Origin of the sequence: Veillonella parvula (genome assembly GCF_036456085.1) — a bacterium.
Lineage (GTDB): Bacteria > Bacillota > Negativicutes > Veillonellales > Veillonellaceae > Veillonella > Veillonella parvula_E.
The window spans coordinates 997,483-1,013,594 of the sequence record NZ_CP138632.1; the positions used below are offsets into that span (position 1 = coordinate 997,483).

The window sequence follows — 16,112 nt, forward strand, 5'->3', positions numbered from 1 at the left end:
CAAAATCCATTATTTAATTTCATTAGATGATGCTTCACTAGGATCTGCTACAGTACTAGTTATTTCTTTAGCATCAACACTCTCTGGTACTACGCTACCTTCTACTTCAGAAGCTACTTTAGGCTCCTCAGCTTCAGGTTCTTTTGTTGTACCATATTTGTAAAGATTATCTACCGCTTTCGCATCGATTGTTTCCTCTTCTAACAAAGCATTTGCCATGTCATGTAAGAATTTTTCATTATCGCTAAGAAGTTTTGTTACATCTTTATAAGCTTCTTCTACGATACGATGAATTTCAGAGTCGATTTTCGCAGCGATTTCTTCACTATAGTTGCGCTCATGGCCTAGGTTTTTTCCTAAGAAGATTTGTTCTTGTTGTTCACCAAACACGATAGGACCAAGCTCATCGCTCATCCCCCAACGCGTTACCATAGCGCGAGCAGTATTAGTTACACTTTGAAGGTCCCCAGAAGCGCCTGTACTGATTTCATCTAAAATCAAGGCTTCTGCAATTCGACCACCAAGAGCAACTCGAATATCTGCTAATAATTGAGATTTTGTTTTGTAGTTTTGTTCCTCAGTAGGAAGCATCATAGTGTAGCCACCAGCTGCACCACGAGGAATAATCGTTACTTTATGAACAGGATCTGCATGAGGCAATAGATGTGCCACGATAGCATGACCAGATTCATGGTATGCTGTCAACTTACGATCCTTATCGCTCACAATATGACTGCGGCGTTCAGGTCCCATGCTAACTTTTTCACTGGCTTCTTCAACTTCAGCCATAGTAATTACTTTTTTGTTAAGACGAGCCGCCAAAAGAGCTGCTTCGTTTAACAAGTTATTCAAGTCAGCACCAGTAAAGCCTGGAGTTTTCTTAGCAATCGTTTTCAAATCTACGTCATCAGCTAAAGGCTTATTACGAGCATGAACTTTCAAGATTGCTTCACGACCGCGTAGGTCTGGACGACCTACAATAACTTGACGGTCAAAACGACCTGGACGTAAAAGTGCAGGATCTAGAATATCTGGGCGGTTTGTTGCAGCGATAGTAATAATACCTTCGTTGGCACCAAAACCATCCATTTCAACGAGCAATTGGTTCAATGTTTGTTCACGTTCATCGTGACCACCACCAAGGCCGGCACCACGTTGGCGACCAACCGCATCGATTTCGTCGATAAAGATGATACATGGGGCGTTCTTTTTCGCTTGTGTGAAAAGGTCACGCACACGAGAAGCACCAACACCAACGAACATCTCTACAAAGTCAGAACCAGAAATCGTAAAGAATGGTACCCCTGCTTCGCCAGCAACAGCTTTAGCAAGTAATGTTTTACCTGTGCCTGGAGGTCCTGCCAATAATACACCTTTCGGAATTTTAGCACCGATAGTTGTAAATTTGCCTGGATCCTTCAAGAACTCTACTACTTCTTCTAATTCTTGTTTTGCTTCTTCAGCGCCAGCTACATCTTTGAAGCTAACCTTTACATTGCCTTCACCCATCAATTTAGCACGGCTTTTACCAAAGTTCATCACTCGGCCACCGCCACCTTGCGTTTGTTGCATGATGAAGAAGAACAATACTACCAAAATAATAATTGGAATAGCAGAACCTAACAAGCTCATCCACCAAGCAGGTTGCTCAGGAGGAGCTGCAGTAATTTCTACACCATTATCTTGTAAAGTTTTGATTAACGTTTCATCAGTTGGCGCATAAGAATTGAATTCTGTTCCATTTTTTAGTTTACCTTTAATACCATGATCATTGGTAATCGTTACGGACTCAACCTTTTTCTGTTGTACTTGTTGAATAAATCCTGTATAACTGAGTTCAGATTTATTCGCACTTTGACCAGAGAAAGCGTCAATGGCGATAACGAAAGCGGCAATGATAAGTAAATAAAGGACGATATTTTTAGTAAATCGACCCAAAATATTACCCCTTTCAATAATAGTTTAGTGGCATAAACGAATTGAGTACATCTCGTTGAGAGATGCACTCATATATTATATCATATTTTTAATCTTGATACATTTCTTCCTTTAAAATACCTATATAAGGTAAGTGCCGATATTTTTCTGCATAGTCTAAACCATAGCCGATAACAAAGTAATCGGGAATGACAAAGCCTACATAGTCTACTTCTACATCCATTTTACGGCGTTCAGGTTTATTTAATAACGCTGCTAGGCGTACACTTTTAGCTCCACGAGCATGTAAATTTTCTAGCAAGTAATGTAATGTTGTGCCCGTATCTACAATATCTTCTACAACGAGTACATGCTTTCCTTCTACAGATCGATCCAAATCTTTTAAAATTCGAACTACCCCTGTACTTGTTGTACCGCTGCCATAGCTAGAGCAAGAAATAAAATCGAAGCTTACATCCACATTCTCATCGATAGAGCGAGCTAAATCTGTAAAGAATACAATAGCACCTTTCAATACCCCTACGAGAACTACGGATTCCCCTTTATAGTCAGCACTGATTTGACGACCTAATTCGACCACACGTGTCTTTAATTGTTCCTCTGTATATAAAATATCTTTTGCATCTTGATGCATCTATATGACCTCCACGATTCATATTAATGTTTGCAATATATTTTTATTGTATCACATTGAGCACTTACTTTTATACTTTTAATATTGAAAGTTTTCCCTTCCCCAGTGTTAACAATGTCAAGTAATTGCTCTTGATGAGCAGTGGTAAGCTTGATTTCAGGATCAAAGATGCTCACCAGTCTTTGCCACAATCGACGTTGTATAGCCAACGGCTTCTTACGTAACCCCCTACGAGATATAAACGCGCCCTCATCAGAGATAGTTACTAACTCATCAAACGCCATATCCGTTAAATTAGAAATAAGAGAAATGTCTTCGCGTACAGAAGCCCCTAGCCTTACTATGGCATCGCTAACGATAGGATTAATGGCTTTTAACTCAGGTATAATGCGATGACGAATTCTATTTCTTTGATATCGTACATCCTCATTTGTACTATCTATACAGTAAGAAATATCTTTCTCTTTTAAATATAGAAGTAATTCTTCTTTTGTGACATCTAACAGAGGTCTTACTACTGGAACAGTATAATCATTACTAACAACGGCCATGCCTGTCAAACCATTAAGTCCAGTCCCTCTAATAAGATGTGCTAAAATTGATTCTGCTTGGTCATCTTTATGATGAGCTACTGCAATATAGTCATACCCCTCAGACTGTGCTATACCGGTTAGCCATTGATACCGAACTTGGCGGCCTATAGTTTCCTCTGATAGCTTTTGAGCTTGACTCAATTTAGGCACGTCAAAGACAGCCGTATAAAATGGCAGTCCTAGCACGTCCGCTTGATTTCGTAACCATAGGACCTCATCCTTACTTTCAAGACGAATACAATGATCTACGATAGCAACTCCAAGCTCATATACTGTATGGCGATGTGTAGCAATATCTTGCAATAAATGCAATAAAGCCATCGAATCAGGACCACCAGAACAAGCTACCAAGATACGACAATTCTCAGGAAATATATCATGTAATTTTAAAGTGTGATTAACGGTTCGAATGAGTGCTTTCACATTCACGGGCCATCGCCTCCATACCATCTTGGTCGCTCACAAATACATGAGGGACCTCATAGGAATCCATAAAGGACGTTAAAATCTCTGCCCCAGCAACAATAATGTCGGCACGCCCAGCGGGTAAACCTTTTACTTGTAGTCTCTCATCACGACTCATATACCGCAATTTCATAATAATGCCTTCCACTGTTTCACGGCTCAATTTATGACCTTGTACCTTTGTGCCATCATAATGGTCTAAACCTAAATCAATAGCAGCCAAGGTTGTTAGGGTTCCTCCAATACCGATAAATTCACCAAATTCACCTTCAATCCTCATCGGGTCCCAAAGAAAACGAGTTTCCTCCCACACTCGTTGAGGCCCTTCGTCAGATATAGATTGAAGGCGTACCGCTCCCACAGGATAAGAACGACTCCAGTACACTCCGTCCTTGTTACCTAATGCAAGTTCTGTACTACCTCCACCAATATCGATGGTCGTATAATGACGTCCATCCTTTAATTGATCTCCTAACGCACCATTAAAACCATAAATAGCCTCCTCAGCACCAGATAAAATTCGCCACTCCATAGGACAGTATTCATTAATACGTTCCATAAATGCAAGTCCATTGGCTGCTTCACGAACAGCACTCGTCGCAAAACCAAAGCAATAGTCAGCACCGTATTCATTTGCTATTTTTTGTATATCCGTAAAGGCTTGATAGGATGCTTCCATGGATTCATCTCGCAAGGTACCATCTGTATTTCGTTGACCTAAACGGGTAGTCCACAACTGCTTAGGCTCATAACGCCACTCGTTATTCTCATAGGTAGCCAATAATAAACGCACCGAATTAGAGCCAATATCTATAATTGCTAACTTCATAATTGCTCCTTACATATAAATAGCATTTTTCTAATACTATTATAGCGTTAATACTCTATACATAAGTAAAGAGATGGCTAGATGCCATCTCTCACTATTAATCTCGACGACCACCTCGGCCTCCGCGTTTTCCTTCGGTATTGCGTTTTAAATCGTGTAATCGTTCATTGCTATCGCGCAAGAATGATTTCATCTTCGCTTCGAAAGACTCTATGCTTTGTTTCGATTGAACACGATGAGGACGTTTTTCTTCGTCCATCCCCTCTTTAGGTTGTGTTTGACGAATGGAAAGTCCTATTTTATTACCATCAATAGATAAAACCTTAACCTTTACTGGATCCTCAACTTTTAAAAGGGTATTAATATCTTCGATATATCCATGAGCTACTTCAGAAATATGAACTAACCCTGTTTGCTTTTCTCCTAAATCAACAAATACGCCGAATTTTGTAATACCTGATACGGTACCATCAATAATGTTACCAACTTCGATTGCCATGCAACCTCCTAATTAATGCGGAAACCTTAAACTACAAACTGATGCAAAGAAAAAATAATAGAATATACTCTATTTTACATATGGTACTTCACCAGGTTTTACCAATCCTAGCTCCTCACGAGCAACCCCTTCTATGGTCTTTGGATCTTGTAACCTGGCCTTTTCCTGTTCTAACTCTTCATTTCGCTGCTGTAACTCTTGCAATTGTTGCTCTATATGTTGTTTTTCTTGATATACAGCCACCAAGCGATAAGCCTGCCCTAACAGTAACAGCACCATAATCCCTATGCCAATTCGCTTGATCCACATGAGGATAATACGCTGATCCTGTGCTTTGCGATTAGGACGAACCCGTTTGCGCGGCCTTTTTGGGCGTTGTACATCCATAGTGTCCTGAGTCATAATGTCCCCCAAATATTCATCATCTGTATACTGTCATTTTTAGATTATACCACATAACAGAGCTTGGGACTAAAGAAAATTACAGATATTTCTCATTAAGAACGGTAACATAAATCCGTATAAATTTAAAACTCCATATGCAATGTAAACTTTCTATATACAAAAGTAAACATCCACTTACATAGACTCAGCCTTTACAACATGTTCACGAATGACAGCACAAGAAGTTTTAAATAAGGCTAGCTCTTCATTGGTTAGTTGCAGTTCAAAAACATTTTCGATACCATCTTTACCAATAACAGCAGGAGTAGATGCAAATATTCCTTCTTCTCCATATTGTCCATCTAAATAACAGGAGCAAGGCAATACCTTCTTTTCGTCATGAAATACAACGCGGATTAATTCTGTGGTAGCACTAGCAATCCCAAATTCCGTAGACCCCTTACCTGCTAGTACATGATAGCCACCAATTTTAACATCATCTAGTGTTTTTACATGGTCAAGTTCAGGAAATCTATGGGGTAGCTCTCGATGTAACTCTAAAAGTGGTTTCCCTTGTACACAAATATGGGACCATGGCACCATAGCACTACCTCCATGTTCACCTAAGCAGTAGGCCGTAATAGAGCGATTACTAATAGTAAAGATATGCGCTAATTCTTTTTGCAATCGAGCTGAGTCTAGAGCTGTTCCCGTTGAAATGATGCGTTTAGGATTCCACTCAAGATGTTTACATAAATAGGTAGCTACCACATCAGCGGGATTAGAAATCGAAATGATAAAGCCTTTGAAGCAAGATTGCTTGATACGTGGAATAACATCTTTAAGTACAGCTACGGTTTCACCAAGACTCTCGAGACGATCTTGATACAAATTTGGCAAAGGTCCCGCACTAAAAACGAGAATATCACAATCTCCACATTCTTCAATAGGACCTGATGTAGCAGTTACTTGATGTGGAATATAGCTAACGGCATCATTAATATCCATAGCTTGCGCTTGAGCTTTTTTCTCGTCAATATCCATCATATATAATTCATCAACCTCACCTTGTAAGGCCAAAGAAAATGCCACATGAGAGCCTACATGTCCAGTACCAATAATACCTACCTTGCGTAACTTCATAAGAGCCTCCATACCTTAGCATAAAACGATAACATATCCTCAAATGCCAATTATTTAAATCACGTATATCCGTATATAATTTACCTTACTAGAATCATAACTCATTTAAATTCATCTCATTCAAATTGAGTGGGAACAAATCTTTTTCTTCCATCGCTTGAGGAGATTTTTCTAAATATTGTTTACGCATGGACCATAAGATATCCAAATCTTTAGGATCTAATTTGGATAATGCATATATCATAATAAAATCAGAACCATAATGTCCACGTAAACTATCAGGCACCCCCTTAGAGCCTTCACCACTAATGCGGTTATTAAAGAACCCTTGGATACGACGATTATCTAAATCTATAATAATAAAACCTGATCCATCATACACATATAATGTATGATTAACACGTTTTAATGCACGTACTGTATTCGTAATAAAATACTGGTCCTTCAAATCAATGAGAGACGACTCATAACCAGAATGGTAAAAGTCACCATAATAATGGGCCCCTCCATCGGTAGAGTCCAACAAACTTTTAAATTCATCTTGCTCATCATTACTGAAGTCAGACAATGCTTTTACCTTTGTTATATTCCGTAAACCTCGTTGGTAATCATCCGATTTAGGAGGTTCTATATGTTGCCCTCTAAAGGTAATGGGCATCAAGCGAAGTGTATTATCAGATAAATTATAAATCCCTAGTCCTTCATAACCTAAGAAGTACACTTGTGAGCCACTGGTCTTCATCGCTAATATTCGTTTTGAAATAATGGCATCACTAGAATTAACCAGTGTATGCGCTTCTGGATCAATACGTACTGTTTTACTATCATAATTTGCCCCTACAGCAAGCCAGTAAGATATGCCCATTATAATAAGTGCCAGTGCAAATAATCCAATACGTTTTATATTCATCTACGCTCTCCATGACTCCCCAATCATAAAACGTAAAAGCATGCGTACAATATGTATCGTGTTTACAATGTATCTAACATTAGCTTATATACGATTCTAGCTTATACATCCAATTGAGATAATCGGTCGGCAACCTTAACCCCTTTATATGTGAAAGTTGGTAACAGCTGAGATAGCGGTTCTAGTACAAAATTACGATTCCAAAAATGAGGATGCGGTATCACAAGACTTTCATCACACAGAGAAATCATTTTCCCCTCTGTATCGTACACTAAAATAATATCCAAATCTAATGTGCGAGGGCCCCAATGAATCAATCGTTTTCGTCCAGCCGCCTGCTCTAATTGCTGAATAAGGCTGAGCATTTGATGTGGTTCTAGAGTGCTTTCACAAGACCATACGCCATTAACAAAGGTATCTTGTTCCGTATATCCCCACGGCTCAGTTTCAATAAGAGAAGAAGTGACTAGCTTAGAAATTGCCCCATGTTGTTGTAAGGATTGAAAAGCAGAATTGATGTGGTCTCTCTTGTCCCCTATATTCGAGCCTACACTGATGTAATAGGTATACATCAAATTTGTCCTCTTGTAGTGATAACCTCAACATAATCCAAAATACCTGAAATCGGTACAGATGGTTTACGCACCGTTACAGAGAGACCTACAATACCTTGATAATGTTGGTACAAGGAATCGGCGATAAGCGTCCCTAATCGTTCTAAAAGATTGTAGTTTTCACCAGTCATAATCGCTTCTACAATTTCATATACCTCTACATAATTGATTGAGTCCTCTAATTGATCACTTTGACCGGCCTTTGTAAGATCAGTTATTATTTCTACATCTACAAAAAATCGTTGTCCTTGTTCTTGCTCAGATGCCAAATTTCCGTGGTATCCGTAGAATGCCATATTTTTTAAAACGATTCTATCCATTATTCACCTCGTAACAAGCCGTCTGCTACTGCTAAGGCGCGTTTGTGCATTTTCACATTGTGAACACGCACCATATCAACGCCTTGGAATACACCTGTAATACAAGCTGCTACCGTACCTTCATCGCGATCTTCTGGAGGCAATCCGCCTAACATAGATCCGATGAAACGCTTGCGGCTTGGAGCAAGTAAAACAGGATATTCATAAGCCGTTAACTCACCCAAGCGTTGCATAACTTCAATATTTTGTTCTTCAGTTTTACCAAAGCCAATACCTGGGTCAAGCCAGATTTGTTGTGGCGTTACCCCCTCTTTCAACGCTTTATCGATAGCACAGAAGAAGAACGCTTTCATATCTTCAATGATATCACCATAATTTGTATCATTACTATTATGCATGATGATAACAGGTACCTTATATTTAGCCACCACCGCGGCCATGTCAGGATCATAATGTAATCCCCATACATCATTTAAAATATGTACCCCTTTAGAGAAAGCATATTCTGCAGTTTTAGCATGATATGTGTCAATAGATACAGGCACTGTAGAGGCCTGTAAGACAGGCTCTATTAATAGAGATAAGCGTTCTATTTCCTCGTCTGCGGTCAAAGGTGTAGAACCAGGGCGTGTAGATTCAACGCCTAAATCGATAATATCTGCACCATCTTCAATCATTTGCTTTACATGCGCTGCTGCTGTTTCTGGTGTGTTGAATTGACCTCCATCAGAGAAGGAGTCAGGTGTACCATTCAGTATCCCCATAATAAGGGTTCGATCGCACAAAGATAAACTTTTGCCATCATTCCATGTATAATTTCTACGTTTAAACATTTACCTGTCCTCCGCCTAACATTGCCAACGCTTCATCTCTTAATGTGCCCTTTTCGGCTAATACGCCTCGGCTTTCTAATGTAATAACCTTTGAATCTTGCTGCATGGTACCTTTGATGAGCATACACAACTGAGTCGATGTAATGCGTACAAATACGCCATAAGCAAATAAATCATTCATAATCGCATCAGCTAATTCAGATGCTAACCGCTCTTGTAATTGCGGTCTACGGCTGAGGATATTCACGATATCTTGAAACTTACTAAGTCCTGCCACACATCCATCCTTAGGTTGGTACACGATATCTACGGTACCAAAAAAAGGCAATAAATGATGCTCACACATGGAGTAAAACGGAATCCCTGTAACTGCTACGAGACCTTTATAGTCTGTACTAAAAGTCTCTCCCCATGCAGCTTTCGTGTCTAATCCTACACCGCTGAATAATTCACTATATAATTCTGTTACACGACTTGGTGTCTTCTCTAATTCTGGTGCCTCTGTATCAACAGATAAAGCCTCTAAGAATTGCTTTATCCCGTCCTTTGCACGTTGATTCATCGGTCCTCCTAAACGATCTTTGTCGTCCAATCCTCAATATTCCAAATATCCGTAACCCAACCTTGATAAAATTCGGGCTCATGACTAACCAGTACAATCGTACCTTTAAAATCATGCAATGCTCGGCTCAGTTCTTCCTTCGCATATATGTCCAAATGGTTGGTCGGTTCGTCTAGCACCAACACATTGTACTTATTCTGCATGAGCTTACATAGGCGAACCTTTGCATTCTCACCACCAGATAATACGCGCATTTGAGACGTAATATGTTCATTAGTAAGGCCACAACGAGCTAATGCTGCACGCACCTCTGCATTGGTCATAGCAGGATATTCATTCCAAATATAGTCTAACGCTGTTTCAGAATTGGATGGCGTATCCTCTTGGGCAAAATAACCTACTTGTAAGAACTCACCTTTTACCAACTCACCACTAACAGGCTTCAATAAACCTAAAATAGTTTTTAACAACGTAGTTTTACCTAGACCATTGACACCGCGAATAGCAATCTTTTTATTTCTTTCAATTTGAAAGTCTACTGGTCTAGTTAATGGTTCATCATAACCTAATTGCAATCCGAAAGCCTCTACGATAAAGCGACTTGGTGTACGGCCTTCTTTAAAACCAAAGCTAGGTTTAATATACTCTTTTGGTTTTTCCAAGATTTCCATCTTCTCTAAGCGTTTAGCTCGAGAGTTCGCCATACCGCGCGTTGCAACGCGAGCTTTGTTGCGTTGGATAAAGTCTTCCATACGCTCAATCTCTTGCTGTTGACGTTCATACGCCTTAGCAGCTTGCGCTTTTTTCACCTCGTAAGCAGCTTGGAACTGATGATAATCACCAGTATAACGCGTAAGCACCGCTTGTTCGATATGGTAAATAACATTGACTACGGAATTTAAAAACTCCATATCATGAGAAATCAAGATGAATGCATTTTCGTAATTTTGCAAATAGTTTTGCAACCATTGAATATGCTCCACATCAAGATAGTTTGTAGGTTCATCCAACAATAGAATAGTCGGTTTCTCTAGTAAAAGCTTTGTGAGCAAAACCTTTGTACGTTGACCACCACTAAGCTCTGTTACATCTCGGTCCAAACCGATGTCCACAAGGCCCAAGCCTGCAGCCGTACGCTCAATAACCGCATCAATTTCATAGAACCCACGTTGCTCTAGAATCTCTTGCCACTCCCCAACTTGCTCGAGGAGCTTATTCATTTCATCTTCGGATACATCGCCCATGCGATTGTACGCATCATTAATGTTTTGCTCCATCACGAATAAGTCGTCAAAAGCGCGCTGTAACACATCGCGGATGGTCATGCCCTTTTCAAGAACAGCATGTTGATCCAAATAACCAACAGTTACCTGATTGGACCACTCAATTTTGCCTTCATCAGGCGGCAATTTACCTGTAATGATATTAAGAAACGTAGATTTACCTTCACCATTAGCACCAATGAGACCTACATGTTCACCTTTTAGCAAGCGGAATGATGCATCATCTAAAATTTGTCGCGCTCCAAAACCATGGGTTACATTTGAAACGGTTAAAACACTCATATCTATCTCCACCGGAATAAAAGCCGTCTTGTAGAAGACGGCTTGTTTCATACTTACTTAAATATTATATCTATTTTACCTTTTTGACCTCTATATGTCAAAACTTAGGTATATCACTTAGCAAGGCATATCGCAAGGCTACAACAGCCATAATTTTAGCTCCTTTAATAGCTTGTGCCAATCCATAGTCAGAACCTGCTGCACAAGTGAATTCTGGCGTATGCGCTTCTAATCCCAAACCAATTTGCAACGTAGGCTGCGCCGTAGGCACTTCATAGGACACATTACCTACATCAGTACTACCATCAGCCTCATCATCAGGCAATATACGAGGTACCTCACCAAACTCAGTCATCACAGCCTTAAAGAGATCTAATAATCTTTTATCTTGACGCATATCCTTAAAAAGTGGCTCATAATGATGCATTTCAACTTGAGCACCATAGGATGCTGCAATCTCTTGAGCAGCCGCTTTGATAGCCGGCAAAATAATACCTTCTAAATCATCCACTGTACTACCACGAACAGTCATGCGAATCGTAGCCTTTGGTGTAACCACATTTGGCGCTGTACCTGCTTCGGTAAAAATGGCCCCCACAATAGCCCCTTTAGGAAAGGTTTTCTTTAACTCTTTTATTTTTTGATATAATTCTACCGCACAATCTAAGGCATTAATTCCTGAATCTGTTAAGGATGCAATATGACAGGAGCGCCCATGGAAGGTAACCTCTAGTGGGTGTGTCGCTAAGGATGTGCCCCCCACCTCATTTTCACCGCCAGGATGAATAATAAGCGCCGCCTCATAGCCCTTAAATAAACCAGCCTCTGCCATATATACCTTACCACCGATAGTTTCCTCTGCAGGGCAACCAAAGAAAGTCGTTCCCCAATCCTGTGGCGCACTTTGACTGAAAGCAACAGCAGCACCTAAGCTCATCATGGCAATAAGATTATGACCACAACCATGACCGAGCTCAGGTAAGGCATCATATTCTCCTAAGAATGCGATTTTATATTTAGCATTACCTCTATAGTCGGCTCTTAACGCGGTTTGTAACTCACGTATATCGGTGAGCCCTACTTGAGATATAAAATTCTGTTTTTCTAAGAATTGGTGAATTGCCTTTACTGCTTTATGCTCATTCAAGCCCAATTCTGGATTATCGTGTAAATATAAGGAAACAGCACGTAATTCCTGTGCCATACTATCTATGATGGCACAGGCACGAGCCTCTCGTTCTTGTAGTGTCATAACTCCCCTTATTATTATCTAATATCTTTGTTATCTAATATCTTATTTCCTAATATTTTATTACCTAATATCTCGGTAACTACTATTTTTATCTAATATCTATTTATCTGTTTGTCTGTTAACTAAAATCGTTCACCTAAAAGCTCTTATCTATTTCGTATAAGGATGAACGATGATGGTATTAGAAATATATCTAAAGCTAATCGTCGCTCCTAGCGGTAAGGTTTGATGTGGTGAACCATGTCCCGTTGGCACATAGCATACAAAAGGATCTGGTAATTCTGGTTTTCTATTTTCCTCCATGTATCGCAATGTTTCATAACCTAAGTCATAATCACGTTCATCTTCATCTCCTTCACAATCTGTAAAGGTGCCAATCACTAAGCCTTTAATGCAGCTCAACAAACCACTGAGGCGAAATTGTTGTAACATACGATCCAGCTTATAAGGAGCCTCCCCTACATCTTCAATAAATAGTAAGGTATCCTCCCAAGATTCATCCTCTAAAAAATAAGGTGTTCCTGACAGAACGGATAATATCGTCATATTACCACCACGCAAAATCCCTTCTCCTAGCTCGGTACCAATCGCACCTCTAGGAGGTTCTGGCAAAGGTTCTATGACTTTTAATTTACCTTCTAAAACATTAAATAATGCATCAATATCTGCCTTACGCTCTGCTTTAAAATCTACCCCCATAGGCCCATGATACGTAATAAGGCGACTGTATCGATTAATAGCCATATGGAGCGCTGTACAATCACTGTATCCAATAAAAGCCTTACGATACTTGCGAATCGCTTTATAATCCAGTCGTTCTAAATAGCGCATCGTGCCATAACCACCCCGTAAAGCGAGCACCGCATCACAAGGAGCTGTAGTCATCATGTATTGAAACTCTGCGGCTTGCTCCTCAGGTGTGCCTCCATATAGCCCCTTTCGGCTTGCACTTTCACCCACAAGCACCTTATAGCCTTTAGCCTTACAAATTTCTTCTATTCTATGTAAATCTTCATCGCTTGCACTAGCAGGTGCCATAATACCTATGGTCATTCCCGGTGCCAAACGTTTTGGTTCAATCCAGTTCATATACCCTCACAAAATACAACAAAAGACGTACATCAGGTGTACGTCTTAAGTGTATCTTATTTGTATGCTTTTTTAAAGTCAACAAGTCCCAATGTGGTCCAGAAATAATTTTGAATTGTTCCATTTGTCACATATGGTTGTGTTGTAAAGTACAACGGCATAACAAGAGATTCATCAAAAATCATCTTTTCTGCTTCATGCATCAACGCATCACGAGCCGCCCCATTTGGAGTTGTACGAATACGTGCAATCAACTCATTATACTCATCACTATGATACTGACCATCGTTATCTTCAGCAGAGAATACCTCTAAGAAGTTTTGTGGATCACTATAATCGGCAACCCAAGAAGCGCGAGCTACTTGGTACTTGCCAGCTTCACGGTCTGCTAAGAATACCTTTGTCTCTTGATTTTGTAAGCGTACATCTGCACCAAATGCATTTATCCATGCATCTTGAATCGCTTCTGCAATAGCTTTATGTAATTCACTTGTATTATACAAAATCGTAATTTGCGGCAATGGACGATTCTTGCCATAGCCAGCCTTTTTCAGGATTTCCTTGGCTTGCTCTACATCTTCGTATACGAGATAGCTACCAGCTTCACGGAAGTCTTCACGACCATTGCTTTCAAGCATACCATATGGTACGAACGCATAAGCTGGTTCTTTACCGCCTCTAACAATATTATTAACAATATTAGCACGGTTGATAACCATAGAAAATGCTTTACGCACATCTGGATCTGTGAAAGGTTCTGCTTTCACATTGAATACGTAATAGTAGTTACCAAGCATAGGTCCAATATGTAATAGGCCGGCTTCTTCTAGACGTTTTTGATCCGCTACAGGAGGCTCAACCGTCATATCAGCTTCGCCACCTTCAACTAAGGTAAGGCGTGTACTTTGAGACTCACTAATAGGCCAATTCATTTTCTCTGTCTTCACAGATTCTGCATCCCAATAGTTTGGATTCTTAATGAAATCCATTTCCCCATTATGCTTCCAAGAAAGTAAACGGTATGGACCATTGGATACTATAGTTTCCGCATTGGCTGCCCAATTTTCATGAGCCTCTACTGCTTTTTTGCTCACTGGATAATAGCTATGAGACGCTAATAGTTTCAAGAAATAAGCTGTTGGATTTTCTAAGGTAACTACCAATGTATCCTCATCAGTAGCCTTAACACCAACCTCTTCAGCCGTGGCTTTGCCAGTATTAAAGGCTTCGCCATTTTTCAATACATATAGCATGTATGCATTGTCCGCATGAACTTCAGGGTCTAATACGCGCTTCCAAGCGTATTCAAAGTCATAAGCCGTCAAAGGCTCTCCATTGGACCATTTTAAATTAGGTCGTAAATGGAAGGTATACTCACGACCATCATCGGAGATGTCCCAATTTTTAGCAAGTGCTGCTTCAGGTTCACTTTCATCATTCAAACGAACTAGACCATCGAATAATTGAAGTTGAACCGTAGCCTCCGGAGAGGTAGTAGACTTTGCGGGATCCAATGTGGATGGTTCCTGCTCAATAACATAGCGGATTGTGTGTTCATCGATTGGTTGAACACCACGAGGGTACCCAAATACGAATAAGAGTACGCTCACCCCTAGAGCGAGGACCATGAGTTTTAACAAGTTTCGTTTATCCATCATGGCAATGCTTCCTCTACAAATTCTTTCATGATGCGCCCAACTCGAGCGCCTAACTCTTTGCCTCGGTCATTATCGATATCGCTCATTAAAAGGATAAAGCAGAAATGACCTCTAAATGTTTCTATTACACCCCCATCATGCTCTACGCGATCAAGGGATCCTGTTTTATGGTGAAAGTGTATGCCTTCTCCCCAGTAAAATGGTAAGATATCACGGAATTGTTGGCGACCTAAAATATTCCACATTTCTCGGCCATAAGCATCTCTATCACGACATTCAAAAATGTGTTTATACAAACGAGCTAACGACATAGCTGTAATGTGATTATCACGACCTTCAGCTAGAGCGTTAAGGTCCATCATCATGCGATTAAGCTCCATCTCATCCACACCAAGCTTTTCTGCACGAGCATTAATATTTTCCATGCCGAGCACTGTGATGAGTAGATTTGTTGCGATATTATCACTAAGAACCATCATGAGACGGCATAACTCAAGATATGTAAAACTATGTTTACCAACTAACTCTTGTAGAGCACCGCCACCTTCAACGCGTGGAGTTCTAGATAAAGGAACTGTATCATTAATGTCCAATTGCTCCGTACGCGCTAAATGAAAGACATATTCCATGATAAGTACCTTAATTAAACTCGCACTAGAATGTACAGTATTTTCACCTCTAGCTGCGATGAGTGTTGGTTCCTCTTCATCATCAAATTGTAGCACCGCATAAGATATATTCCCTGCTGGTGCCAATTCTTTAATGACTGTATCTAGTTGATGTTCCAAGGACTTGCCAACAATTAGTTTTTCCATACTATTCTC

At 40.1% G+C, this 16,112-nt stretch carries 17 protein-coding genes; all 17 read right to left on the reverse strand.

All coding sequences use genetic code 11. From position 1 onward, the window contains the following. Positions 1-9: 9 nt before the first annotated feature. Positions 10-1,938 carry an ATP-dependent zinc metalloprotease FtsH gene (gene ftsH / locus PK1910_RS04730; protein WP_021147861.1) on the reverse strand — a complete coding sequence of 643 codons (1,929 nt, stop codon included), beginning with the start codon at positions 1,936-1,938 and terminating at the stop codon, positions 10-12. An 88-nt stretch (positions 1,939-2,026) separates the two neighbouring features. Then, positions 2,027-2,572, reverse strand: coding sequence for a hypoxanthine phosphoribosyltransferase (gene hpt, locus PK1910_RS04735; protein WP_021147860.1), 546 nt, complete (start codon positions 2,570-2,572; stop codon positions 2,027-2,029). A gap of 23 nt (positions 2,573-2,595) precedes the next feature. Further along, complete coding sequence (gene tilS, locus PK1910_RS04740) at positions 2,596-3,594, reverse strand: tRNA lysidine(34) synthetase TilS (protein ID WP_021147859.1); 999 nt, start codon at positions 3,592-3,594, stop codon at positions 2,596-2,598. After that, positions 3,563-4,459 (reverse strand): Ppx/GppA phosphatase family protein, encoded by an 897-nt coding sequence (locus PK1910_RS04745; RefSeq protein ID WP_004698482.1) that lies wholly within the window; start codon positions 4,457-4,459, stop codon positions 3,563-3,565. Before PK1910_RS04745 ends, tilS begins: the two co-directional genes overlap by 32 nt. Before the next feature lie 97 nt (positions 4,460-4,556). Next, a complete protein-coding gene (locus tag PK1910_RS04750; RefSeq protein WP_004695410.1) occupies positions 4,557-4,958 on the reverse strand; it encodes a S1 RNA-binding domain-containing protein in 402 nt (133 codons plus the stop codon). Positions 4,959-5,027: 69 nt separating this feature from the next. Beyond that, complete coding sequence (locus tag PK1910_RS04755) at positions 5,028-5,360, reverse strand: FtsB family cell division protein (protein ID WP_004698500.1); 333 nt, start codon at positions 5,358-5,360, stop codon at positions 5,028-5,030. A gap of 177 nt (positions 5,361-5,537) precedes the next feature. Next, positions 5,538-6,485, reverse strand: coding sequence for an L-lactate dehydrogenase (locus PK1910_RS04760; RefSeq protein WP_058948503.1), 948 nt, complete (start codon positions 6,483-6,485; stop codon positions 5,538-5,540). 94 nt (positions 6,486-6,579) lie between these two features. Continuing rightward, positions 6,580-7,395, reverse strand: coding sequence for a hypothetical protein (locus tag PK1910_RS04765; protein ID WP_058948502.1), 816 nt, complete (start codon positions 7,393-7,395; stop codon positions 6,580-6,582). A 101-nt stretch (positions 7,396-7,496) separates the two neighbouring features. Further along, positions 7,497-7,967, reverse strand: coding sequence for a 2-amino-4-hydroxy-6-hydroxymethyldihydropteridine diphosphokinase (gene folK / locus PK1910_RS04770; protein WP_058948501.1), 471 nt, complete (start codon positions 7,965-7,967; stop codon positions 7,497-7,499). Continuing rightward, a complete protein-coding gene (gene folB, locus PK1910_RS04775) occupies positions 7,967-8,329 on the reverse strand; it encodes a dihydroneopterin aldolase (protein ID WP_058948500.1) in 363 nt (120 codons plus the stop codon). The genes folK and folB overlap by 1 nt, the downstream gene beginning before the upstream one ends. Then, a complete protein-coding gene (gene folP / locus PK1910_RS04780; protein ID WP_058948499.1) occupies positions 8,329-9,162 on the reverse strand; it encodes a dihydropteroate synthase in 834 nt (277 codons plus the stop codon). The genes folB and folP overlap by 1 nt, the downstream gene beginning before the upstream one ends. Beyond that, positions 9,155-9,724, reverse strand: a complete 570-nt coding sequence (gene folE, locus PK1910_RS04785; RefSeq protein ID WP_058948498.1) for a GTP cyclohydrolase I — start codon at positions 9,722-9,724, stop codon at positions 9,155-9,157. The genes folP and folE overlap by 8 nt, the downstream gene beginning before the upstream one ends. A gap of 8 nt (positions 9,725-9,732) precedes the next feature. Next, on the reverse strand, positions 9,733-11,289 hold the full coding sequence (locus PK1910_RS04790) for an ABC-F family ATP-binding cassette domain-containing protein (RefSeq protein WP_058948497.1): 1,557 nt from the start codon (positions 11,287-11,289) through the stop codon (positions 9,733-9,735). 97 nt (positions 11,290-11,386) lie between these two features. Then, positions 11,387-12,541, reverse strand: a complete 1,155-nt coding sequence (locus PK1910_RS04795) for an amidohydrolase (protein ID WP_058948496.1) — start codon at positions 12,539-12,541, stop codon at positions 11,387-11,389. A 150-nt stretch (positions 12,542-12,691) separates the two neighbouring features. Next, positions 12,692-13,630 carry a S66 peptidase family protein gene (locus PK1910_RS04800; RefSeq protein ID WP_058948495.1) on the reverse strand — a complete coding sequence of 313 codons (939 nt, stop codon included), beginning with the start codon at positions 13,628-13,630 and terminating at the stop codon, positions 12,692-12,694. A 56-nt stretch (positions 13,631-13,686) separates the two neighbouring features. Further along, positions 13,687-15,288 carry a peptide ABC transporter substrate-binding protein gene (locus tag PK1910_RS04805; protein ID WP_024060955.1) on the reverse strand — a complete coding sequence of 534 codons (1,602 nt, stop codon included), beginning with the start codon at positions 15,286-15,288 and terminating at the stop codon, positions 13,687-13,689. Then, complete coding sequence (locus PK1910_RS04810) at positions 15,285-16,103, reverse strand: serine hydrolase (protein WP_024060954.1); 819 nt, start codon at positions 16,101-16,103, stop codon at positions 15,285-15,287. Before PK1910_RS04810 ends, PK1910_RS04805 begins: the two co-directional genes overlap by 4 nt. Between the last annotated feature and the right edge of the window lie 9 nt (positions 16,104-16,112).